Origin of the sequence: Amycolatopsis sp. NPDC047767, from assembly GCF_040704195.1 — a bacterium.
Taxonomy (GTDB): Bacteria; Actinomycetota; Actinomycetes; order Mycobacteriales; family Pseudonocardiaceae; genus Amycolatopsis.
Genome location: NZ_JBEYSJ010000001.1, coordinates 435,595 through 456,795 on the forward strand (window position 1 = coordinate 435,595; position 21,201 = coordinate 456,795).

Genomic DNA, 21,201 nt, shown 5'->3' on the forward strand with positions numbered 1-21,201 from the left:
ACTTCCCCGATCCGCCGGTCCGCGAAAACGGGCAGACTGGACCCATGATTAACGTCATCGCCGTCATCATCGCGATCGCGAGCGTGCTGGCGGCACTGGGCCATGTCGGTTACCTGGCGCTGCTCAACAACGCGGCGGGTAAGCGGGCCGGCGGTGCGCCCGTCGCGCAGTACGTGCGCAGCCGCTGGGCGGTCGCCGGTGGTACCACGGCGGCATCACTGTTCGCGTGGCTGCTCACTTTAGGGGGAGGCGCAGCCGACATCATCGCCATTCTGATTGCTGTCGGTAGCGGTGCTGTGGCGACGAAGGCTCTCCAGACGACCCGGGAGAAGTACCGCAGCGGAGGGTGAGCAGCTCTACCTGCGGCGATTGCACTGCGTAGCGTGACCTCACGCCCGTTCGGTCGCCCCCGACAGAGTGAAACCTGTGCAAGTTGCAGGTTGCCCCGAGACTTTCGCCTGGCGGTTTTCTAGTCTTGGGTTCGTGAGGACCCATGCGTCTGGGTCGGGCGACGCCCGGAGGACGCGCGGGAGCTGCGGCTCCGCGCGACTACTGCCGCGTGCGCGTGCAGATGCGCGGGAGTTCGCAAGTGTGGACGCAAGTGACTCCGTTCGCGCCTCTGCTCCGATCGGGTTGATCGGAGTGCCGGCGCCGTCACGCCCACACCGGGGAGGGGTCGGACGGGCATGACGGGAAACGCGATGGGTGGGTCGAGAAGCTCGAGCCACCCGGACACGGTGACGGCCGCGGAGGTCACGGTGCCGGGCAGGCACCGCGCTCGCAGTCTTCAGGACACGGACACGTGGACGCCCGTGGTCCCGCCACACGGCGGAGGTCACCACCGCCACCGGCCCGGCGCCGAGGCGGTCGACGCGCCGCCGTTGTCCCCACCGCGCCGACGGGCGGCCTCGACGTTCGCGCCCACGAACGGCACTCTGCCCGTGCCCGGACCCGGCGTGCTCCTGCCGCAGCCCCAGCAGGCCCGGCAACCGCACCCGCGCCGCCCCATCCCGCTCCCGCAGCCGACGCGCCGGCCCGACGAGCCGCGTGAGCAGCACCGCCTCCACGAGGACTACCACGCCTACGGCGCGCTCCCCGAGCACGCGCTGAACGGCCGCGGCCCGTACGCCCCGCCGCCCACGCCAAGCCGCACCGAGTTGCCCCAGCCCGGCCAGGGCGACCGGGGTTTCACCGCCGGGCGCCTCGACGAGGCCGGCCTGATCGGTGGCCCGACGATGCCTGAGCCGGAGTCGCTCTGGAGTGGGGCGCACTCCGGTGACCTCGCGGAAGTGGCCGGGCCGGAGTTCTCACCGGCCGAACGACGGGGGTCCGCCGGGCAACCGCAGTCGCGCGACCTCGCCGACACGGCCGGCCCCGACTTCGCGGACGACGAGCGGCGCGTGTCTACCGGACAGGCCGTGCTGCCACAGCCCGGTGCCGACGCCGCCGCACCGGCGTTCGCGCACGACGAATGGCGCGGATCCACCGCGCAGGCCAAGCAGCCGCACCTCCACGACCTCGCCGACACGGCCGGCCCCGACTTCGCGGACGACGAGCGACCCGTGCCTACCGGGCAGGCTGTGCTGCCACAGCCCGGTGCCGACGCCGCCGCGCCGGAGTTCGCGCACGACGAATGGCACGGGTCCACCGCACAGGCCACGCTCGGCGACCTCGCCGAGCCGGAGTTCGACCGCGAGGAGCGGCGCGTGCCCACTGGGCAGGCCGCGGTGCCGGATCCGCAGCCCGTGAGCGAGATCGATCGCGCGTGGGCCGCGCCGGGGACCACGCGGTCGCTCGCCGACGTGCCGGGGCGCGACGGGCTCGGGCGGCCGCAGGTGCGGCGCAGCCGGCGTGAGCGGGTCGCGGCGACGGCGGCCACGCTGGCCCAGCCGCAGGCCCCGGGGCACGACGAGCACGGTGAACCCGGCGAGCCCAACGAGCACAACGAGGACCAGGTCACCCGGCTGAGCGCGGCGCCGGAGCCCACCGTCGAGGAGCCGGCGAAGCCTGAGCCCCCGAGGCGCCAGCGCGTCACGCTGCGGGCGCCGGCCAAGCCGCGGGTGCGCGGGCCGTTCGACGAGGCCTCGCTCGACGAAGACGACGAAGTGCGGGTGTACGCCGCTCCCCTGCTCGACGGGCTCGGGAAGTTCGACCTGGGCTCCGTGCCCGCGTCGGTGACCCCGCCCAAGACGTGGCGGAAGGCCGCCTGGTTCGCGACCGGCGCGTCGGGCGCGGTGGTGGTCGGGCTGCTGTTCGCCGGGACCTTCCTCGTCGGCGGGCCCACCACGACCACCGACGCGCTCGGCGGCGGCTGGCCGGGCCGGCAGAACGGCGGCAACCCGCTGATCCTCCCGGACCCGTCGCTCGGCCAGCAGGGCGGCACGGGCGGCGACTCGCCCGACAGCAGCCGCGCCGGTGGCGGCCGCTCCGGCACGCGGGAAGACGACGACCCGAACACGCACCCGCAGAACGCCGTGGGCTCCGAGACCAGCGAAGACCAGTCGCCGACGGACTCGTCGTCGAGCGCCGGCTCGTCGGACCCCGTCACGACCGGGCCGACGTCGACGCCGGAGCAGCCGCCCGCGAAGCCGCCGGTCACCCCGGCGTCGCGCGAGACCGCGCCGACCACCGTCTGGTACGACACGGGCAAGGACCCCCAGGCAATGGGGGACAACACCGAGAAGTTCTTCAACAACGTCACCACCGACCCGAACGCGGCCGCGGCCGTCACCACCGGGGACCTCAAGCAGGAGGGCGCGCAGGGCCTGCGCCAGCGCTACTCGAACGTCGCCTACTTCGAGGTGAAGAAGGTCGAGATCGACCCGGACAACAACACCACGGTCAACACGCTCGAGGTGACCCACACCGACGGCACCAAGACCATCGAGCAGCGCACGCTCACCTTCGGCGACGACGAGAAGATCGCCGACGACGGCGCCTGACCAGGCCTGATCGTCCGGCCCGGGCCGAACGTTTCGTGCAGGTGCAGACTGCCCGTTCCGATGCACGTGCGGTGCGGTAAGCGGTTGAACTTGCTCCGGGTGGGTGACATAAGCTGCCGCTCGTCGTATGACGACGGCATTCCGGCGACTGAGCCTGGCGGGTGCCCGCCGCCACAGGGTTACCTGGCGACAGCGGGTCCGGGAACCGACCACGAATCGGCCGTCCGGACCAGCGGCGTACGACCGAACGGCCGTACCGCCGTCCCCCGAACCCCAGAGCGAGGACTTTCGTGCTTGATCGGCAGCGCACACGGCGTGAGGCCCGCGAGGTCACTGCCGTCCGCGTCGAGGATGTGATCCCTCCCGAGCTGCTCGACGGCGTCGGTGACGCGGACCGCGACTACCTCGAGCAGGTCTTCCGCGAGCCGCAGAAGTACCTGCCGCCGCGGTCGCACCGCGCGGAGGCCGCCAGATCCGCCGAGCCGGCCGAAGAGCCCGAGAGCCGCTTCGCCCGCCGCGCCAAGCAGGCGGGCCTCGTCGGCGCCGGCGCGCTCGTCGCGGGCGCCGTGGTCACCGCCGCCCTGCTCAGCGGCGGTCCCCGGCCGACCACGCCGGTCGCCGAGGACACCATCCCCGCCGGTTTCAGCGGCGCCGCCGCGCTCGGCGGCCAGGCCGTGCCCGGCCCGCAAGAACACGGCGCCGGCGGCACGACGTCCGGACACCGCCAGGGCACGCAGGCCGCATCCGGCACCACGCAGCCGACGCAGGACACGGGCTCGACGACGCAGCAGACCGGCGCGCCCAGCACGGCCGCGCCGAGCACCACGCCGCCGTCGGAACACGCCGAGTCCGAGGGCGCGGACGCCACGTCCGACGCCGACAAGCTGCAGGCCGTGAAGGCCTTCTACTCCTCGATCGACAAGAACCCCGACAGCGCGCTGGCGCTGCTCGCCCCCGGCCTCGCCCAGGGCGAAGCCGGCAGCCTGGTCCGCGCGTGGAGCGCGGCCCGCTCGATCGACGTCCAGGAGACCCGCGTGCAGGGCGACGGTTCGGTGGTCGCCGTCGCGGTGCTGCACCAGGCCGACGGAACGCTGCTCCGCGTCACGCAGATGTTCGACGTCGTGGAGCACGACGTCATCTCCGAAGCGCGACTGCTCTCCGCCGTCGCATTCTCGTGACCTGCGACGATCCAGTTCCGGGTAGACGATCAGACCGTGCCGAGTGTGTGTGCACAGAGTGAACGCCTAGCCTTGTCACGGGTCGGTCTCGGGAAAACCGGCACACGGCCCACGACAGGTGCCTACGCTGCGGTGCTGCGGCCGGTTCGAGGTCGCGTCTTCGGGGTGGGCACGTCCCGCTCCGGGCAGTCGGAGCCCCAAAGGGAGGTCGCGTGAGCGACGAGGGTCGTCTGGTCGCCGGCCGGTACCGCATCATCGGCCGGATCGGCACGGGCGCGATGGGTGCCGTCTGGCAGGCACACGACGAGGTGCTGGGCCGCACGGTGGCCGTCAAGCAGCTGCTGATGCAGCCGGGCCTCGAGGAGCACGACGCCGAAGACGCCCGGCAGCGCACCATGCGCGAGGGCCGCATCGCTGCGCGCCTGCACCACCCCAACGCGATCTCGGTGTTCGACGTCGTCACCGACGACAACGGTCAGCCGTGCCTGATCATGGAGTACCTCAACTCCACGAGCCTGGCCCAGGTCCTGCAGGAGCGCGGCACGCTGCCGCCGCTGGAGGTCGCGCGGATCGGCGCGCAGGTGGCCGCCGCGCTGCGCGAGGCGCACGCCGTCGGCATCGTCCACCGCGACATCAAGCCCGGCAACATCCTGCTGGCCGGCAACGGCACCGTGAAGATCACCGACTTCGGCATCTCGCGCGCCAAGGACGACGTCACGGTCACCAAGACCGGGATGATCGCCGGCACGCCCGCCTACCTCGCGCCCGAGGTCGCGATCGGCGGCGACCCCGGCCCCGAGTCCGACGTGTTCTCGCTCGGCTCCACGCTGTACGCCGCGTGTGAAGGCCAGCCGCCGTTCGGGCTGTCGGAGAACACGCTGAGCCTCCTGCACGCCGTCGCCGCGGGGCAGATCAACCCGCCGCGGCAGTCGGGGCCGCTCGCGAGCGTGCTCGCCGTGCTGCTGCACCCCGACATCCACCACCGGCCCACCGCCGAGGAGTGCGAAGAGCTGCTGGCCTCCGTCGCACGGGGTGAAACGCCGCTGGGCGGACCGGCCGGCGAGACCGTGATGGTGGCCTCGGCCGGCACGCTCGGCGCTGCCGCCGTGGCCGGCGCGGCCGCCACGCACCTGTTCCCCGAAGAGGACATGGACGACGCCGCGCACTCGGGCACACTGCTCGACGCGCCCGGCCCTGCGCAGCAGTACTACGACGACGAGGCCGACTACCCCGCGGCCGCCGCGTACCCCCAGAACGACTACGACGGCTACGACCAGCAGTACCAGGGCGAGCCCCCGCTGTACGGCGACCCGGGCCGCAACGGCCTGGCCGCCACCCGGTCCGTGCCGACGCACGACGTCTACGCCGACGACCAGTATGACGACGGGTATGACGACGGCTACGACGAGCCACCGCCCCCGGCGCGCGGCCAGACCAGCCCCACCGACGACGAGGACGAGAAGCCCGGCGCGTGGAAGAAGCCGGCGATCATCGGCGCGATCGTGGTGGTCGGCCTGGTGGCGCTCGGCGTGTGGCTGCTGAGCTCGAACAACCCGCCGGACGCGTTGCAGCAGCCCGCTCCCCCGTCGACGTCGGCAAATGTGGTGCCGACCACAGGTTCGGTGCCTTCGACCGAGGAAGCAACCACGAGCGAGGAAGAGACGTCCTCTTCTGAGGAGTCCTCTACACGCGAGACGACGTCGTCTCGCCGGACCTCCCAGCGGAACACCCCCTCGCGGGAGCCTTCGTCCGAGCAAGAGACGCCGTCGAAGCCGTCTACGCCGAAGACAACTCCGACGTCGGCCCCTTCGGAGACGCCGTCGGACACTCCGAGCGTGACGCCCAACCCTTGATCCAGGATCAGATTTGAGTTCAGAAGGCACCATCGTCGGCGGCCGGTACCGGCTCGACCAGCCGATCGGCCGCGGCCGCGCGGGCATCGTGTGGCAGGCGTTCGACACGCGGCTGTTCCGCACGGTCGCGATGAAGCGCATGTACCTGCCCGTCGGCCTGCCGCCGGACCGCGCCGAGCAGGCGCGCGCCGCGGTGATGCAGGAGGGCAAGGACGCGGCGCGCGTGGACCACGCGAGCGCGATCACCGTGTATGACGTGCTGCCCGACGGACCCGACGTCTGGCTGGTGATGGAGTACATCCCGTCGCGCGGGATGGCGTCGTTCCTCGCCGAGCACGGGCGGCTCACGCCCGAGCAGGCGGCGTCGCTCGGGATCATGCTGGGCGACGCGATGGCGGCGATCCACGCGGCCGGCATCGTGCACCGCACGCTCGAACCCGGCACGGTGCTGCTGGCCGACGACGGCGGCGTCAAGCTCACCGACATCGGCATCACCGGCGGCGGGGCGCACCCGGCCTACCGCGCGCCCGAGGTCACCCGCGGTGCCCCGGCCTCGCCGGCCGCCGACGTGTTCTCGCTCGGCGCCACGCTGTACACGGCCGTAGAGGGCGTGCCGCCGTTCGGCGAGGACGGCGAGGCGTCCGAGCGGCCGCCGCAGAACGCCGGGGTGCTCGCCGGCGCGTTGCGCAAAATGCTGCGGATGGACCCGACGGCTCGTCCGACGATGGCGGACACGGTGGCCGCGCTCAGCGCCATCACCGAGGGCCGCGAGCAGACCGCATTCATCCCGCCGACTGCGCCCGCGATGCCGACCATGCCCGCGTCGCGGCCGATGCCTCCGCCGCAGCAGGGCCAGCCGGGACCGTTGATGCAGATGCCGGTGCAGCAGGTGCCCTACGCGCCGGCCGCGCCGCAGCCCATGCAGCCGCCGATGGTCGCCCAGCCCACGCAGCAGATCCCGCCCCAGCAGCAGCCTGTGCAGCAGCCGTCCGCGCGGTTCGTGCCGTCGGCGGCTCAGCAGGCGGCGGCAGCCGCCGAGGTGCGGCAGAAGGCGGCCGCGCGCCGGAAGCTGATCCTCACCGTGGCCGCGATCCTGTGCGCGGTGCTGATCGGGATCGGCGTTTCCGAGCTGTTCTTCGTCTGAGTCGTCTGGGTCGTAAGCGCCGTCAGGCGACCTTCGCCGTCGCCTCACGCATCGCGTCGATCAGCGTCCGGACAGCCGGGTTCCCCACGGCCCGCGCGGCGATGGCGGCCTGGATGATCCGGCACGGCTCGGGGTTGCGGATCCGCCGCACGACCACACCCGGGTGCGGTGTGCCGACACCGAGCTCCGGCACCAGCCCCACGCCGAGCCCGGCGGCGATGAAGCCCTGCGCCGTGAGGTAGTCCTCCGATTCGACCACGATGTTGGGCGCGAACCCGGCCGAGGCGCAGGCGCCGTCGAGGATCGCGCGGCACATCCCGGGCATGGGGTCCACGCCCACCCACGGCTCGTCGGCGAGGTCGGTCAGGTCGAGCACGCGCTTGCGCGCCAACGGGTGCGCGCGCGGCAGCACCGCGCGGTACGGGTCGTCGAGCAGGTGCACGAGCTCGATCCCCTTCGCCGGCGGCGCGGGGCGCGGGAAGACGACGATCGCGACGTCGGCGCGGCCCTCCTCCACCTCGGGCATCGGGTCGTCGGGGTCGACGAGCTTGAGGTCGAGCCACACGCCGGGGTGCTCGCGGCGGACGGCGGCCACGGCGTGCGGGATCACCGACGCGCCAGCCGTGGCGAAGTAGCGGATGGCCAGCTTGCCGGTGCGGCCCTCCTTGAGCTCGGTCAACGCGGCTTCGGCGCGCGCCAGCTCCGCACTCAGCGTCTCCGCGTGCTCCGACAGCAGCACGCCTGCGGGCGTGGCACGGATGCCGCGGCCGACGCGTTCGAGCAACTCGGTGCCGGCCTCGCGTTCGAGGACCGAAAGCTGCTGGCTGATCGCCGACGGGGTGTACCCGAGGTTCCGCGCCGCGGCGGTGATCGACCCGCTGGTGATCACCGCGCGCAGCACCTGCATTCGCCGCACGTCGAGCATGCGCTGAATTCTACAGCTGAGCTTAAGCGTTCCTGCAGTTATTTTCGCTTGTCCTTACGTCTGGGCGGGGTCAGGCTGGACTTCGGCCGAGAAGGAGGAACTGGGGTGGGCGAGACGAAGACCCTGCTCAGGATTGCCGCGCTGGCACTGATGTGGGGTTCGAGCTTCTTCTGGATCAAGCTGGGGCTCGCGGCGTTCTCGCCGGTGCAGCTGGTGCTGGCGCGCCTGGTGCTCGGCGCCGTGGTTCTCGTGGCGCTGTGCCGGCTCGGGCGCCGGCGGCTGCCGACGGACAAGCGCACGTGGCGTCACCTCACCGTGGCCGCGTTCTTCCACAACGCGTTGCCGTTCCTGCTTTTCGCGATCGGTGAGACCACTGTGGACTCCGGCATCACGGGCGTGCTGAACTCGACGACGCCGCTGTGGGTGCTCGTGGTGGCGCCGTTCCTCGGCGTCCGGCGCCGGATGACGGCGATGCGCGCGACCGGGCTCGTGGTCGGTCTGGCCGGGATCCTGCTGATCTTCGCGCCCTGGGAAGCGTCGGGTCTGCTGAGCTGGGGCGCGCTGGCCTGCCTCGCGGCGGCGGCGAGCTACGGCTTCGCGTTCGTCTACGAGGGCCGCTACCTCTCGGACACCGGCGACTCGCCCTACGCGCTGTCGGGCGGGCAGATGATGATCGCCGCCGGGTTCCTCGTGCTGGTGATGCCGTTCGGGGGGCTGTCGCCGATCCACCTGACACCGCTGGCCGCGTTCGCCGTGGTGATCCTCGGCATCGGCGGCACCGGGATCGCGTTCGCCCTCAACTACCAGCTGCTGGCCAGCGAAGGCGCCGTCGCGGCTTCGGTGGTCGGCTACCTGCTCCCGATCGTGTCGGTCGCCCTGGGCGCGATCTTCCTGCACGAGCAGCTGAGCTTCCGCGTGATCGCGGGCATGGTCGTGGTGCTGGGTGGCGTCGCGCTCACGCGGGTGCAGCGGAAGAAGAAGACCGAGGCCCCGGCGCCGCTGGTGGCGGCGGAGCCCGCCGCCTAGACGAGCCGGCGGTCCGAGGCCCAGCGGGAGAGCTCGTAGCGGTTCGACAGCTGGGTCTTGCGCAGGACGCTCGACACGTGCGTCTCCACCGTCTTGACCGAGATGAACAGCTCCGACGCGATCTCCTTGTACGCGTAGCCGCGCGCGAGCAGGCGCAGGACGTCGCGCTCGCGCGGGGTGAGCAGGTCAAGCTCGGGGTCGTTGATGGGGGCCGAGCCGGGACGGTCGGCGAACGCGTCGAGCACGAAGCCGGCCAGGCGCGGGGAGAACACGGCGTCGCCGTCGGCCACGCGGACGATGGCGCGCACGAGTTCCTTGGACGAGATGGTCTTGGTGACGTAGCCGCGCGCGCCGCCGCGGATCACGGCGATCACGTCCTCGGCGGCGTCGGACACCGACAGCGCGAGGAAAACGACGTCGGGCAGCTCCGGGCGCACGCGGCGCAGCACCTCGGCGCCACCGCCGTCGGGCATGTGCACGTCGAGGAGCACGACCTGCGGCTTGGTGCGCGCGATGCCGGCGACGGCGTCGGCCACCGAACCGGCCTCGCCGACCACCTGGACCTCGTCGGTGATCGAGTCGAGCTCCGTGCGGACCCCGGCGCGGAAGAGCGCGTGGTCGTCCACGAGGAACACCTTGACCGGCTCGCGCTGGGTCTCCGTCACCGTGCTGCTCCCTCGCTCGTTGTCGCCCAGCCTGAGCATAGCGACGTCACGCCGCGCCCTTGGCCGCTTTGAGCGGCATGGCCAGCTGGACTTCGGTGCCCTCGCCCGGCGCGGTGCGCAGCTTGCACGTGCCGCCGTGGCGTTCCATGCGGCCGCGGATCGAGTCGGCGAGGCCGTGGCGGTCGGCCGGGACCACGTCGGGGTCGAAGCCCTTGCCGCGGTCGCGGATGAAGACGGTGACCTCGGTGGGCTCCACCTCGGCGTACACGCTGACCTCGTCGACGCCGGCGTGCTTGGCCGCGTTGACCAGCGCCTCGCGGGCCGCCTGGACGAGGGCGGTGAGGGGTTCGTTGAGTTCGACGTCGCCGACCACGACCTGGCTGACGGAGATCGCGAAGGTGTCCTCGACCTCGCCGCACGCGGCGCCGAGTGCCTCGGACAGCGGGACGGCGCCCTCTTCCTGTTCCTTCGACTTCTTGTCGCTCGGCTTGCCGTAGCCGCCGGGGCCGTAGAGCCAGCCGCGCAGCTCGCGCTCCTGGCCCCGCGCCAGCCGCGCGACCTCGTGCGGCTGGTCGGACTGGCGCTGGATCAACGCGAGCGTCTGCAGCACAGAGTCGTGCAGGTGCGCGGCGATCTCGGCGCGCTCGTCGGTGCGGATGCGGGCACGGCGCTCGTCGCCGAGGTCGCGGACCAGGCGCAGCCAGAACGGGATCGTCAGCACGGCCACGCCCACCAGCGTGGCGAGCACGGCGATGAGGGCGAACTTGACCTGGTCGAAGCTGCCGCTGCGGAAGACCACGACCCCGATGCCGGTGGCCACCAACGCGACGCCGGCGAGGATCCGGATGATCGCCGCGCTGCGGCCGCCGCCACCCACGAACGCGCCCGTGACGCCGTCGCGCGCCCCCGTGCGCCAGCGCCGGCGTTGCGATTCGTCGGCCTCGCGCCAGACCACGGCCGCGCCGAGCATGGCGATGGCCAGTGGCACCGCGACCCAGCCGCGGATGGTGCCGCTGAGCGTGCCGCTCGCGATCGCGAGGCCGATGCCCAGCGCGATGAGCCCGAACGCCTGCTGACGTTCCTTCGTCAGCTTCTTGCTGTCGACCTCGGCGGTGTCCTCGGCCTGCTGCGGCACGAAGACCCAGAGCAGCCCGTACGCGAGCAAGCCGGCGCCGTTGAGGGCCGCGAGCAGCGCGAACGCCGTGCGCACCCACACCACGGGCACCCCGAGGTGGTCCGCGAGCCCGCCCGCGACACCGGCCACGGCCCGCCCGCTGCGGCGCCGGTACATCTTCGGCCGCCCGGCCCGCTCGCCGACCTCGGAACTCCCGGAAGTCGCCGGGGTCGGCGAAGCCGCGGTGGCCGTCATGACGGCAGGCGGCACCGGCCCCCGGGCCGGGTCGCTCACCTGCCCGGCGGCGCCGAGGTCGAGGAAGTCCTGCACGCCGTCCATCGTCACACGCCGCGAGCGGTTCTGACATCGGGGAAGCCCCTGATCACGACCCGGACACCGGCGGCACTCAGGGGAAACCTCAGGGAACGTCCCCGATGTGGCGACGCCGCGGGCCGCGCATGCTTTGGCCTATGAGTGGTGCGAACGAGGCGCCGAGCCCGAAGTCGAATCCTTTCAACGGCTTCGAGGAGACGGTGAAGGATTTCTGGGTGAGCCGGCCACGCCGGCCGCACGCGGGACGCAAGGTCGCGGGGGTCGCGGCGGGGCTGGGGAACCGGTACGGCATCGACCCGGTCGTGATCCGGGTGGCGCTGGTCGCGGCGATGGTGTTCGGCGGCTTCGGGCTGGTGTTCTACCTGCTCGGCTGGCTGCTGTTCCCGAGCGAGGGCGACGAGACCTCGGGCTTCGAGGCGATGATCGGCCGCGGGCGCTCGACGATGTCGAAGGCGTTCGCCGTGGTCCTGACGCTGGCGTTGATCCCGGCGGTGGGGTGGACCTTCGGCAACGGCTGGTTCGACGGCGGTGGCCTCATCGGGTTCGCGCTGCTCTCGGCAAGCCTCTACCTCCTGCACCGCAGCCGCGGGCAGGACAACCGCCCGGCGCCGGTCGTCGCGTACCCCGCGTATGAGACGGCCCAGGCCGTGCCCGGAACCGGAGCCTTCACGATGACGGACACCACGACGGAGCCCATGGGCGCCGCCGCTCCCGGCTGGGACCCGCTGGCCGCCGATCCGGCGGGCTGGGACCTGCCGGACCCGGCGGGCCCGACGCCGCCGGAGAACCCCTACCACTACGAGTCGAACGACCCCACCTCGCAGCCGCGGCAGCCGCGGTCGAAGATCGGTTCGGTGACGATGGCGGCGGCCGTGGTCGTGGCCGGCGTGGGCGCGGCCCTGAACCTCAACGGCGTCGACTGGTTCTCGGTGCACCACATCATCGGCCTGGTGCTCGGCGTGCTCGGCATCGGCATGGTGGCCGGCGCGTTCGTCCGCGGCTCCCGCGGGCTCATCGCACTGGCGCTGCCGCTTGCGATCGTCGGCATGATCATGACGACCAGCGCGTTCAACAGCATCGACCTGCGCGGCGGTGTCGGCGACCTCAACGCGACCCCGCACTCGGTGTCCGAGCTGCAGCCGGTGTACCAGCACGCGGCGGGCGACATCGACCTCGACCTGACGCAGCTGCCGGCCGGCGACCCGATCGCCACCTCGGTCAGCAACGGCGCCGGCGACACCCGGATCACCGTGCCGTCGACGGCCGACGTCACCTACACCTGCAAGAACTCCGCCGGCGACGTCGACTGCCTCGACCGCTCCACGAGCGGCGTGGGCCGGCCCGCGCTCACCGGCACCGACTTCGGCGACGACGGTGTGGGCGGGCAGAAGATCACCCTGAACGTGACCAACGGTGCCGGTAGCGTGGAGGTGCTCCGTGGCTGACAACTCGAACATCCCGACCCGCCGCCGTGGCGTGGACGTGATCACCCTGATCGTCGGCCTCGCGACCCTGCTGGTCTCGGGTTACGTGCTCTCCGACGGCGCCAGCTGGCTGCCCACCTTCGACTTCCGCTGGGTCGTCGCGGGCGGCGCGGTGTTCATCGGAGTGCTGCTGCTGGCGGCTTCCTCGCGGCGCAAGCGGTACTGACACCCGGCACCACTCAACGCGAAGGGCCCCGTCGAATCCCGACGGGGCCCTTCGCGTTCAGGTCATTCCCACTCGATGGTGCCCGGCGGCTTGCTCGTCACGTCGAGGACGACGCGGTTGACCTCCGGCACCTCGTTGGTGATGCGCGTGGAGATGCGTTCCAGCACCTCGTACGGCAGCCGCGTCCAGTCGGCGGTCATGGCGTCCTCGGACGACACCGGGCGCAGCACGATGGGGTGGCCGTAGGTACGGCCGTCGCCCTGCACGCCGACGCTGCGGACGTCGGCCAGCAGCACCACCGGGCACTGCCAGATCTCCTGGTCCAGGCCCGCGGACGTGAGCTCCTCGCGCGCGATGGCGTCGGCCGCCCGCAGCGTCTCGAGCCGGTCGGCCGTGACCTCGCCGATGATGCGGATGCCCAGGCCCGGGCCGGGGAATGGCTGGCGCTGCACGATCGTCTCCGGCAGCCCCAGCTCGAGGCCCACGCGGCGCACCTCGTCCTTGAACAGCAGGCGCAGCGGCTCGACGAGCTCGAACTGCAGGTCGTCGGGCAGGCCGCCGACGTTGTGGTGGCTCTTGATGTTCGCGGTGCCCTCGCCGCCGCCGGACTCGACGACGTCGGGGTAGAGCGTGCCCTGCACGAGGAACTTGTAGTCGCCCTGCGCCTTCAGGTCGCGCTCGGCCTGCTCGAACACGCGGATGAACTCGCGGCCGATGATCTTGCGCTTCTCCTCCGGGTCGGTCACGCCGGCGAGCGCACCGAGGAACCGTTCGCGCGCGTCGATGGTCACGAGCTTCACGCCCGTGGCTGCCACGAAGTCCTGCTCCACCTGCGTGCGCTCGCCCGCGCGCAGCAGTCCGTGGTCCACGAACACGCACGTGAGCCGCTCGCCGATCGCGCGCTGCACCAGCGCCGCCGCGACGGCCGAGTCGACGCCGCCGGACAGGCCGCAGATCGCCCGCCCGTCACCGATCTGCTCGGCGATGCGCGTGACCTGTTCGTCCACAATGGACGACGTGGTCCACTGCGCCTTGATGCCCGCGATCTCGGTCAGGAACCGGCGCAGCACCTCCTGCCCGTGGGGCGAGTGCGCCACCTCCGGGTGGTACTGCACGCCGGCGAAGCCGCGGTCCACGTCCTCGAAGCCGGCCACGGCCGCGCCGTCGGAGCTGGCGGTGACGACGGAGCCCTCGGGCGCCTTGGTGACGCTGTCGTTGTGGCTCATCCACGCCGTCTGGTGGCCGGGCAGCCCGGCGTGCAGCCGGCCGCCTTCGCCGACCACGCGCACGTCGGTGCGGCCGAACTCGCGCACGCCGGTCGGCTCGACGACACCGCCGAGCGCGCGGGCGAGCAGCTGGTGGCCGTAGCAGATGCCGAGGATCGGCACGCCGGCCTCGACCAGCTTCGGGTCCATGCCGGGAGCGCCCTCGGCGTAGACGCTCGACGGGCCACCCGACAGGATGATCGCCGACGGGTTCTTGGCCAGCAGGTCCTCGGCGGTCGAGCTCGACGGCACGACCTCGGAGTACACCTGTGCCTCGCGCACGCGGCGGGCGATCAGCTGCGCGTACTGCGCCCCGAAGTCGACGACAAGTACCGGACCGGTGGGATTGGCCACCTACGACCTCCAGGCGAATGAGCGCTTTTGCCTCCATCGTCCCAGGTGGGCTGGGTCACGCCGCCCGCACCCCGCAACTCGCCCCGTCACCCGGCCCCGAATGAGGACCGCACCTGTCCGCGAAGCGTCTTACGGTTCCCCCATGACTGTCGCATGGACCACTGAACTGCACGACCAGCTCGACTGGCACTGGCAGCACCACGTGCGCTCGCGCCTGGAAGGGCTCACGGACGACGAGTACTTCTGGCAGCCCGTGCCGAACTGCTGGACCGTGCGCCCGCGTGCGGAGAAGCCGGACGGGCCCGGAGCCGGGGACTTCACCGTCGACTTCGCCTACCCGGAGCCGGTGCCGCCGCCCGTCACGACGATCTCGTGGCGCCTGTCGCACATCATCGTCGGGGTGCTCGGCATGCGCGCCGCGTCGCACTTCGGCGGGCCGGCGATGAGCTACGAGACCTTCCCCTACGCCGGCACCGCGGCCGAGGCGCTCGACCAGCTCGACTCCGCGTACGACAACTGGATCAAGGGCGTGCGGGGGCTCGACGCCGAAGCGCTCGCGCGTCCGGTGGGCAAGGCCGAGGGTCCGTTCGCCGAGTACCCGATGGCCGCGCTCGTGCTGCACATCAACCGCGAGACCATCCACCACTGCGCGGAAGTGCTGCTGCTGCGGGATCTCTACCGCAACCGCTGACACGACGACGGCCCGGTCCCCCGACCGGGCCGTCGTACCCCCAGCACCCCCGGGCTAGGCGCGCACCTTCGGCAGGAGCGCGAACCCCAGCACCATGCCGAGCAACGCGGGCAGGCCGTGGTTGTCGTGCACGAGCGTGTCGACGATCGCGAGCGGTGCCACGAGGATCGGCACCACGAGCACCTGCGTCGGCAGGTGCACGCCGTGGCGCGCCGGCGCCCGCAGCAGCGCCACGGCCAGCGCGCCGATGAGCCCCGCGACGCACATCGAGTTGCCCGCGCCCACGGGCTGCAGCCAGACGTAGCTCATGAACTGGCCGAACAGCCCACACCCGAAGTACAGGACGAACGTGCGCACGCGGCCGAAGTAGCTTTCCGCCAGCGTGCCGAAGATCGCCAGGACCACCAGGTTGAAGACGCCGCCGACGAGTCCGCCGTCCTGGAAGAACATGCCGGTGAGCAAGCGCCACCACTGCCCGGCGTCGATCGCCGCGCCGTCGCGCCGGACGTGCTCGAGCAGCCCCGCCGCCGCGAGCTGAGCGACGAGCGCCGCCGCCGTGACGAGGAACACCGCGCCCGTGAGGACGGGTGCCCGGCGCGGGCCGATCCGGTCGAAGACGGCCACGAACGGGTTGCTGTGCCAGCGTTCCGAGGTCCGGTTGGTCATGCTCTGAACGTAGGGAGAGCCCCGTGCGAGCACCCCGGACATTTGTCACGACCGGGCCGGGGCATGCGTCATGAGGAATGAATCCCGGCCCGGATGACTCGGAACAGGTGAGACGCGAAAACCCGGAAAGGATCTTTATGCGAGCGACACTCATCTACGGCGCCGGCGACGTCCGAGTGGAGACGGTGGCCGACCCGAAGGTGGCCCAGGCGACGGACGCCGTGGTCCGCGTCTTGCGCTCCTGCATCTGCGGCAGCGACCTGTGGCCGTACGGCGGCATGGCCGCGCAGGAGAACGGCCGCCCGATCGGCCACGAGTTCCTCGGCATCGTGGAGGAGACCGGTGCCGACGTGACGAGCGTGCGCAAGGGCGACCTGGTCGTGGCGCCGTTCGTGTGGTCGGACAACACCTGCGAGTTCTGCCGCGAAGGGCTGCAGACGTCGTGCCTGCACGGCGGCGGGTGGGGCGCCGACGGCGTCGACGGAGGCCAGGGCGAGGCCGTGCGCGTGCCGCAGGCCGACGGCACTCTCGTCAAGCTCCCGCACACCGAGGACGAGGACCTGCTCGCCTCGATGCTCACGCTGTCGGACGTGTTCTCCACCGGGCACCACGCGGCCGTGACCGCGGGCGTCACGGCGGGCAAGACGGTGACCGTGATCGGCGACGGCGCGGTGGGCCTGTCCGCCGTGCTGGCCGCGAAGCGCCTCGGTGCCGAGCACATCGTGCTCATGGGCCGCCACGAGGACCGCACGAACCTCGGCCGTGAGTTCGGTGCGACCGACGTGGTGGCCGAGCGCGGCGAGGAGGGCATCGCGCGGGTGCGCGAGCTGACCGGTGGCCACGGCACGCACACCGTGCTGGAGTGCGTGGGCACGAAGCCGGCGTTCGAGATGGGCCTGGGCGTGGTGCGCGCGGGCGGCGCGCTGAGCCGGGTCGGCGTGCCGCAGTACCCGGAGGGCCCGATCGGGCGCTCGGTGTTCATGCGCAACGTCACCATCACCGGCGGCGTCGCCCCGGCGCGGCACTACATCCCGGAGCTGCTGCCCGACGTGCTCGAGGGCCGCTACCAGCCGGGCCGGGTCTTCGACCGCACGATCGGCCTGTCCGACGTGCCGGCGGGGTACCAGGCGATGGCCGACCGCGAGGCGCTGAAGGTGCTCATCAAGCCGTGAGCGACGCGCCGCGTGAGCCCCGTAAGGGTGGGGGTTCACGCGGCGCGCACCGCGCCCCCATACCTTGGTACGCATGGACATGATCACCCCGGAGCCGCGGCCCGCGTGGGTCGCCGGACGGGCGGAGCAGTGCGCCGAGACCCTCGTCGTGCGGCACCCGGTCGACGGCAGCGAAGTGGCGACCGTGGCGGTGCCCGGCGCGGAGCAGGTGGAGCGCGCCGTGGCGGCCGCCGCGGGGGTCGCGCGGGAGTTCCGCCGCTCCCCCGCGCACGAGCGCGCGGCGGCACTGGAGCACGTCTCGCGCGGGTTGCGGATGCGGGCCGAGGAGATCGCCGAGGTGATCACCGCGGAGAACGGCAAGCCGCTCAAGTGGGCGGAAGCCGAGGTCAATCGCGCGGTTTCGGTGTTCCGCATCGCGTCCGAGGAGGCCCGCCGGTTCAGCGGTGACGTGCAGCGGCTCGACGCCGACCCGTCGGGCGACGCGCGCCTGGCGCTCACGCGGCGGGTGCCGCGCGGGCCGGTGCTGGGGATCTCGCCGTTCAACTTCCCGCTGAACCTGGTGGCGCACAAGGTCGCGCCGGCGTTGGCGGTCGGCGCGCCGATCATCGTGAAGCCGGCGCCGCGCACGCCGTTGTCAGCGCTCATCCTCGGCGAGATCCTGGCTGAGACGGATCTGCCGGCCGGCGCGTTTTCCGTGCTGCCGTTGGGAAACGAGGCGACGCAGGCGCTGGTGGCCGACCCGCGGCTGCCCGTGGTGTCGTTCACCGGCTCCGGCCCCGTCGGCTGGTCGATCGCCGACGCGGCGCCGCGCAAGCACGTGGTGCTGGAGCTCGGCGGCAACGCGGCGGCCGTGGTCCTGCGCGATTGGCCCGACCCCGAGGGCGCAGCGCAGCGCATCGCGACGTTCGGCAACTACCAGGCCGGGCAGTCGTGCATCTCGGTGCAGCGCGTGATCGTCGACGCGGCGGTGGCCGAGGAGTTCGTGCCCGCGCTGGTGGAGGCCGTGGAGGCCCAGCAGACGGGTGACCCGTACGACCGCAACACCGACGTCGGCCCGGTCGTCGACGAGGCCGCGGCCGAGCGGATCATCGCGTGGGTCGAGGAGGCCGTGGCGGCCGGCGCGAAGGTGCTCACGGGCGGCACGCGCGAGGGCACGCAGGTCGCGCCGACGCTGCTCACGGACGTGCCGCCGGAAGCGCGCGTGTGGTCGGAGGAGGTCTTCGGGCCGGTGCTGGCGGTGTCCGTTGTGGACGGTGTCGACCAGGCCTTCGCTGCCGTCAACGACTCCGCCTACGGGCTGCAGACCGGCGTGTTCACCTCCGACGTGCAGCTGGCGTTCCACGCGTCGGCCGAGCTGGAGGTGGGCGGCGTGATCATCGGCGACGTGCCGTCGTACCGCGCGGACCAGATGCCGTACGGCGGCGTGAAGGGTTCGGGCGTCGGACGTGAGGGTGTGCTGGCGGCGATGAACGACCTCACCGAGGAGCGGGTGACGGTGTTCACCGGGGTGGATCTGTAGGGCTCAAGCGGACTGCGCGAACTTGAGGACGCCGTCCGGGTCGTAGGTCTTCGCGACCTGGTCGAGCCGGGCGGCGTTGTCGCCGTAGTACGCGGTTTTCCAGTCGGGCATGGCGGGGTCGACGTAGTTGACGTAGCCGCCGCCCGCGCCCGCGTCGGCGAGACCGCTGACCACAGTGGACACCGACTTGGCGACGCTCGTGTGATTGCCCGTGGTGGCCGGCGCGTAGACCTGGATGCTGGCCAGCGCCTTGCGGTGCGGGAACGCGGTGTCGGCCGGGGCGACGTCGGCGACCGCGCCGCCGAGGCCGTCGATGAGCAGGTCCATGCCCTTGTGGCCGGCGGCGAGGTCGCTCACCTTCGCGCCCGCCACCGGGTCGGTGATGATCCGCGACGAGGCCACGAACGTCTGGCGCGCGGAGCTGCCGGAGAAGTAGTTCATGGCGCCGCCGTAGCTGAGGCTCTTCATCGTGCGGCTGGACGGTGCCGCGTTGAGCTTGCCCAGCAGGGAGTTGAGCTCGGCGGTGCCGCCGACGAACGCGCCGCCGACCCGGCACGCCACCGGAGAGCCGCCGGACACGACGAGGTTCGACCAGAGCTCGGGCGGCGTCGTCGGGAGCCACTGCTGCCACGCGTCGAGCACGTCGCCGGCCGAGCCGCCCGGGAAGTGCAGCGAGAACACCGTGATCCCGGGTGCGGGATCGGTGCGGAAGGTGAACGACGTGACGATGCCGAAGTTGCCGCCCCCGCCGCCGCGCAGCGCCCAGAACAGGTCGGGCTCGGAGTCCGCGCTGGCGGTGCGCAGCTTGCCGTCGGGGGTCACGACCTGGGCGGAGACGAGGTGGTCGCAGGTGAGGCCGTACTTGCGCGCCACGACGCCGATGCCGCCGCCGAGCGTGAGCCCGGCGATGCCGACCGTCGGGCACGAGCCGGCGGGCAGGCAGCGGCCGGCCTTGGCGAGCGCCGCGTAGACGTCGCCCAGCCTTGCCCCGGCGCCGATCACGACCTGGTCGCCCTGGACCTGGACGCTCGACATGCCGCCGACGTCGACGATCAGGCCGCCGTCGGGCACCGAGTAACCGGCGTAGCTGTGTCCCCCGCTGCGGGCGGCGATCGGCAGCCGTTGCGCGGCGGCTTCGAAGCAGGCCTGCACGTCTTCCGGCTTGCGCACCTTCGCCACGGCGGCCGGGGTGTGGCCGTCGAAGAGCGGGTTGAAGCCCCGCTTGGCCGTGGCGAACCCGCTGTCGGTGGGCAGCAGGAGGTCGCCGCTGAGCTTGCTCCTCAACGCGTTCCAGTCCGGCGGTCCGGACGGCTTCGTCGACGTCGGCGGCACCGGTGTCGTCTTGGTCGGCGTGGCCGTCGCCGGTGGCTGCCCGGTCGGCGCCGAGCCCGGCGCACACGCGGCGGCCACCGCACCGAGGGTGGCGAGCCCGGCGGCCCGCAGCAACGTCCTTCTCCCGACAGTCATGTTTGATCAGACGTTCCGGACAGCGGGGTGGTTCATCGGATCGCCCGAGCGAGTGTCGGTCAGCTCAGCAAGCAGGTCCCGGCTTGAGCCATGAACCGCTTGGTGGCCGGGTCCTTCGCGAGGGTCGCCCTGGCGGTTTGCAGTGCCGCTTCGACCTCGGTGCTGATCGCCTCGACGGCGTCGCCGAAGGTGCTGCTGTCGGTGGCCGACAGCTGGTCCGCGTGCCGTTGGGCCTGGGTGAGTGCGGCTTCGAGCTTGCCGTAGGTCGCGGACAGCCGGTCGCGCGCGGGGCTCGCCGGGGCGGCGGCGACCTTCGCCTCGTTGTCGTGCACGATCTGGACCATGGCCGCCGTGAGCCGCGCGGCGGTCTGCTGGTCCTGCTGACGTTGAGCGGGATCACCGTGGGTGTTGACCGCTTGGGCGCCGAGGTTCCGCAGCGCCGTCCGCGAATCCCGGAGCCCGCTGCAGAAAGCGCCCACCCAGTGTGAGGCCAGCTCTTCGGCCGGGGACAGGGTCGGAGCCGCCGGCTTCGACGGGGCGGGAGCGGCCGGCGGGGCGGCCGCGCAGCCCGAGACCGTCAACGCGACCGACACAACGAGGAGTGAGAACCGCCGCACGAGCCGAGCCTTTCTAGGAGCAGACCGCGTAGTCGCGCAGGAAGCGGCCCGTCGCGGGTTCCGCGGCGAAGACCTGGCGCGCCGCTTCGAAGGAGGTGTGGACCTGGCCGGCGTCGGTCTGGAGCTGGGGGCCGAACGTCGCGGCGGCGGAGGGCGACAGCTGGGCGACGCGCTGCTGGATCCGGGTGAGATCGTCCCGCAGCTGGGCGTACACGCCGGTCAGGCGGTCGCGGGCAGAGCTCGGCGGGGCGCTCGCGACGTGGGCCGCGTTGGTCTTCACCACCTGCGCCAGGGTGGTCAGGTTCTGGAGCGCGTCCTGCTGGGCCTGCTGCCGCTCGGCGGTGGTGGCGTCGACCATCGCCGCGTACGGGATGTCGTTGAAGCCGGTGTTCTTCAGCGACAGCAGAGCTGCCGACGGGCCGCTGCAGAACTCGCCCACCCAGTGGTAGGCGGTGTTGTCCACCGGCGAGGACGACGCCGGCGAAGGAGCGGGAGCAGGCGGGGTCGCCGAGCAGCCCGAAACCACCACCGCGGCCAGCACAGCCGCAACCGAAGACCAGCGCACGAAAGCCGTCCCTTCCCCAGTACCCGGCAAAGCCAAGCACAACGGGAAAAACCGC

19 protein-coding genes are annotated in these 21,201 nt (G+C 72.2%); 11 read left to right on the forward strand and 8 right to left on the reverse strand.

What is annotated here, in order from left to right:
• The first annotated feature begins 44 nt into the window (after window positions 1–44).
• The 5 genes from AB0878_RS02135 (at window position 45) to AB0878_RS02155 (ending at window position 7,117) form a co-directional block, all read left to right on the forward strand.
• The gene (locus AB0878_RS02135; RefSeq protein ID WP_366575652.1) at window positions 45–350 is read left to right on the forward strand and encodes a hypothetical protein; all 306 of its coding nucleotides are present in this window, start codon (window positions 45–47) and stop codon (window positions 348–350) included.
• A gap of 351 nt (window positions 351–701) precedes the next feature.
• The gene (locus AB0878_RS02140) at window positions 702–2,942 is read left to right on the forward strand and encodes a hypothetical protein (RefSeq protein WP_366575653.1); all 2,241 of its coding nucleotides are present in this window, start codon (window positions 702–704) and stop codon (window positions 2,940–2,942) included.
• Window positions 2,943–3,232: 290 nt separating this feature from the next.
• Window positions 3,233–4,120, forward strand: a complete 888-nt coding sequence (locus AB0878_RS02145) for a hypothetical protein (protein WP_366575655.1) — start codon at window positions 3,233–3,235, stop codon at window positions 4,118–4,120.
• A 212-nt stretch (window positions 4,121–4,332) separates the two neighbouring features.
• Window positions 4,333–5,973 carry a serine/threonine-protein kinase gene (locus AB0878_RS02150; RefSeq protein WP_366575657.1) on the forward strand — a complete coding sequence of 547 codons (1,641 nt, stop codon included), beginning with the start codon at window positions 4,333–4,335 and terminating at the stop codon, window positions 5,971–5,973.
• Between the two features lie 13 nt (window positions 5,974–5,986).
• Complete coding sequence (locus AB0878_RS02155) at window positions 5,987–7,117, forward strand: serine/threonine-protein kinase (protein ID WP_366575658.1); 1,131 nt, start codon at window positions 5,987–5,989, stop codon at window positions 7,115–7,117.
• Between the two features lie 22 nt (window positions 7,118–7,139).
• On the opposite strand, the gene AB0878_RS02160 is transcribed toward AB0878_RS02155, so the two are convergent.
• The gene (locus tag AB0878_RS02160) at window positions 7,140–8,042 is read right to left on the reverse strand and encodes a LysR family transcriptional regulator (protein WP_366575660.1); all 903 of its coding nucleotides are present in this window, start codon (window positions 8,040–8,042) and stop codon (window positions 7,140–7,142) included.
• A 105-nt stretch (window positions 8,043–8,147) separates the two neighbouring features.
• Here AB0878_RS02160 and AB0878_RS02165 point away from each other — a divergent pair, with 105 nt between their 5' ends.
• Window positions 8,148–9,068 carry a DMT family transporter gene (locus AB0878_RS02165; protein ID WP_366575662.1) on the forward strand — a complete coding sequence of 307 codons (921 nt, stop codon included), beginning with the start codon at window positions 8,148–8,150 and terminating at the stop codon, window positions 9,066–9,068.
• On the opposite strand, the gene AB0878_RS02170 is transcribed toward AB0878_RS02165, so the two are convergent.
• Together AB0878_RS02170 and AB0878_RS02175 are read right to left on the reverse strand one after the other, a co-directional pair.
• Entirely contained in the window at window positions 9,065–9,772 is a 708-nt protein-coding gene (locus AB0878_RS02170; protein ID WP_255638645.1) for a response regulator transcription factor, read from the reverse strand. The two genes, AB0878_RS02165 and AB0878_RS02170, sit on opposite strands and share 4 nt — an antisense overlap.
• Before the next feature lie 7 nt (window positions 9,773–9,779).
• Window positions 9,780–11,024: a PspC domain-containing protein gene (locus AB0878_RS02175; RefSeq protein ID WP_366575961.1), complete on the reverse strand. Its 1,245-nt coding sequence runs from the start codon at window positions 11,022–11,024 to the stop codon at window positions 9,780–9,782.
• A 293-nt stretch (window positions 11,025–11,317) separates the two neighbouring features.
• Here AB0878_RS02175 and AB0878_RS02180 point away from each other — a divergent pair, with 293 nt between their 5' ends.
• Window positions 11,318–12,625 (forward strand): PspC domain-containing protein, encoded by a 1,308-nt coding sequence (locus AB0878_RS02180; protein WP_366575665.1) that lies wholly within the window; start codon window positions 11,318–11,320, stop codon window positions 12,623–12,625.
• Window positions 12,618–12,830: a hypothetical protein gene (locus AB0878_RS02185; protein ID WP_366575667.1), complete on the forward strand. Its 213-nt coding sequence runs from the start codon at window positions 12,618–12,620 to the stop codon at window positions 12,828–12,830. The genes AB0878_RS02180 and AB0878_RS02185 overlap by 8 nt, the downstream gene beginning before the upstream one ends.
• 62 nt (window positions 12,831–12,892) lie before the next feature.
• Here AB0878_RS02185 and guaA read toward each other — a convergent pair whose 3' ends face one another.
• On the reverse strand, window positions 12,893–14,449 hold the full coding sequence (gene guaA, locus AB0878_RS02190) for a glutamine-hydrolyzing GMP synthase (RefSeq protein ID WP_366575668.1): 1,557 nt from the start codon (window positions 14,447–14,449) through the stop codon (window positions 12,893–12,895).
• Window positions 14,450–14,591: 142 nt separating this feature from the next.
• Here guaA and AB0878_RS02195 point away from each other — a divergent pair, with 142 nt between their 5' ends.
• Window positions 14,592–15,140: a DinB family protein gene (locus AB0878_RS02195; protein ID WP_366575670.1), complete on the forward strand. Its 549-nt coding sequence runs from the start codon at window positions 14,592–14,594 to the stop codon at window positions 15,138–15,140.
• A gap of 54 nt (window positions 15,141–15,194) precedes the next feature.
• On the opposite strand, the gene AB0878_RS02200 is transcribed toward AB0878_RS02195, so the two are convergent.
• Complete coding sequence (locus AB0878_RS02200) at window positions 15,195–15,806, reverse strand: rhomboid family intramembrane serine protease (RefSeq protein ID WP_366575672.1); 612 nt, start codon at window positions 15,804–15,806, stop codon at window positions 15,195–15,197.
• Window positions 15,807–15,943: 137 nt separating this feature from the next.
• On the opposite strand from AB0878_RS02200, the gene AB0878_RS02205 reads away from it, so the two are divergent.
• Both AB0878_RS02205 and AB0878_RS02210 read left to right on the forward strand, forming a co-directional pair.
• Window positions 15,944–16,978, forward strand: coding sequence for a zinc-dependent alcohol dehydrogenase family protein (locus AB0878_RS02205; protein ID WP_366575674.1), 1,035 nt, complete (start codon window positions 15,944–15,946; stop codon window positions 16,976–16,978).
• Window positions 16,979–17,051: 73 nt separating this feature from the next.
• Window positions 17,052–18,497: an aldehyde dehydrogenase family protein gene (locus tag AB0878_RS02210; protein ID WP_366575676.1), complete on the forward strand. Its 1,446-nt coding sequence runs from the start codon at window positions 17,052–17,054 to the stop codon at window positions 18,495–18,497.
• Between the two features lie 3 nt (window positions 18,498–18,500).
• On the opposite strand, the gene AB0878_RS02215 is transcribed toward AB0878_RS02210, so the two are convergent.
• From AB0878_RS02215 to AB0878_RS02225, 3 genes are read right to left on the reverse strand one after another with little or no spacing between them, the layout of a single operon-like run.
• Window positions 18,501–19,964, reverse strand: a complete 1,464-nt coding sequence (locus AB0878_RS02215) for an FAD-dependent oxidoreductase (RefSeq protein WP_366575677.1) — start codon at window positions 19,962–19,964, stop codon at window positions 18,501–18,503.
• A 59-nt stretch (window positions 19,965–20,023) separates the two neighbouring features.
• The gene (locus tag AB0878_RS02220) at window positions 20,024–20,557 is read right to left on the reverse strand and encodes a hypothetical protein (protein ID WP_366575679.1); all 534 of its coding nucleotides are present in this window, start codon (window positions 20,555–20,557) and stop codon (window positions 20,024–20,026) included.
• 37 nt (window positions 20,558–20,594) lie between these two features.
• Window positions 20,595–21,146, reverse strand: a complete 552-nt coding sequence (locus AB0878_RS02225; protein ID WP_366575681.1) for a hypothetical protein — start codon at window positions 21,144–21,146, stop codon at window positions 20,595–20,597.
• Between the last annotated feature and the right edge of the window lie 55 nt (window positions 21,147–21,201).

Bases quoted from the DNA above. Each gene is read 5' to 3' on its own strand.
- AB0878_RS02135 (WP_366575652.1), top strand. From the start codon at position 45: ATGATTAACGTCATCGCCGTCATCATCGCGATCGCGAGCGTGCTGGCG.
- AB0878_RS02140 (WP_366575653.1), top strand. From the start codon at position 702: ATGGGTGGGTCGAGAAGCTCGAGCCACCCGGACACGGTGACGGCCGCG.
- AB0878_RS02160 (WP_366575660.1), bottom strand. From the start codon at position 8,042: ATGCTCGACGTGCGGCGAATGCAGGTGCTGCGCGCGGTGATCACCAGC.
- AB0878_RS02170 (WP_255638645.1), bottom strand. From the start codon at position 9,772: ATGCTCAGGCTGGGCGACAACGAGCGAGGGAGCAGCACGGTGACGGAG.
- AB0878_RS02175 (WP_366575961.1), bottom strand. From the start codon at position 11,024: ATGTACCGGCGCCGCAGCGGGCGGGCCGTGGCCGGTGTCGCGGGCGGG.
- AB0878_RS02180 (WP_366575665.1), top strand. From the start codon at position 11,318: ATGAGTGGTGCGAACGAGGCGCCGAGCCCGAAGTCGAATCCTTTCAAC.
- AB0878_RS02195 (WP_366575670.1), top strand. From the start codon at position 14,592: ATGACTGTCGCATGGACCACTGAACTGCACGACCAGCTCGACTGGCAC.
- AB0878_RS02200 (WP_366575672.1), bottom strand. From the start codon at position 15,806: ATGACCAACCGGACCTCGGAACGCTGGCACAGCAACCCGTTCGTGGCC.
- AB0878_RS02205 (WP_366575674.1), top strand. From the start codon at position 15,944: ATGCGAGCGACACTCATCTACGGCGCCGGCGACGTCCGAGTGGAGACG.
- AB0878_RS02210 (WP_366575676.1), top strand. From the start codon at position 17,052: ATGGACATGATCACCCCGGAGCCGCGGCCCGCGTGGGTCGCCGGACGG.
- AB0878_RS02215 (WP_366575677.1), bottom strand. From the start codon at position 19,964: ATGACTGTCGGGAGAAGGACGTTGCTGCGGGCCGCCGGGCTCGCCACC.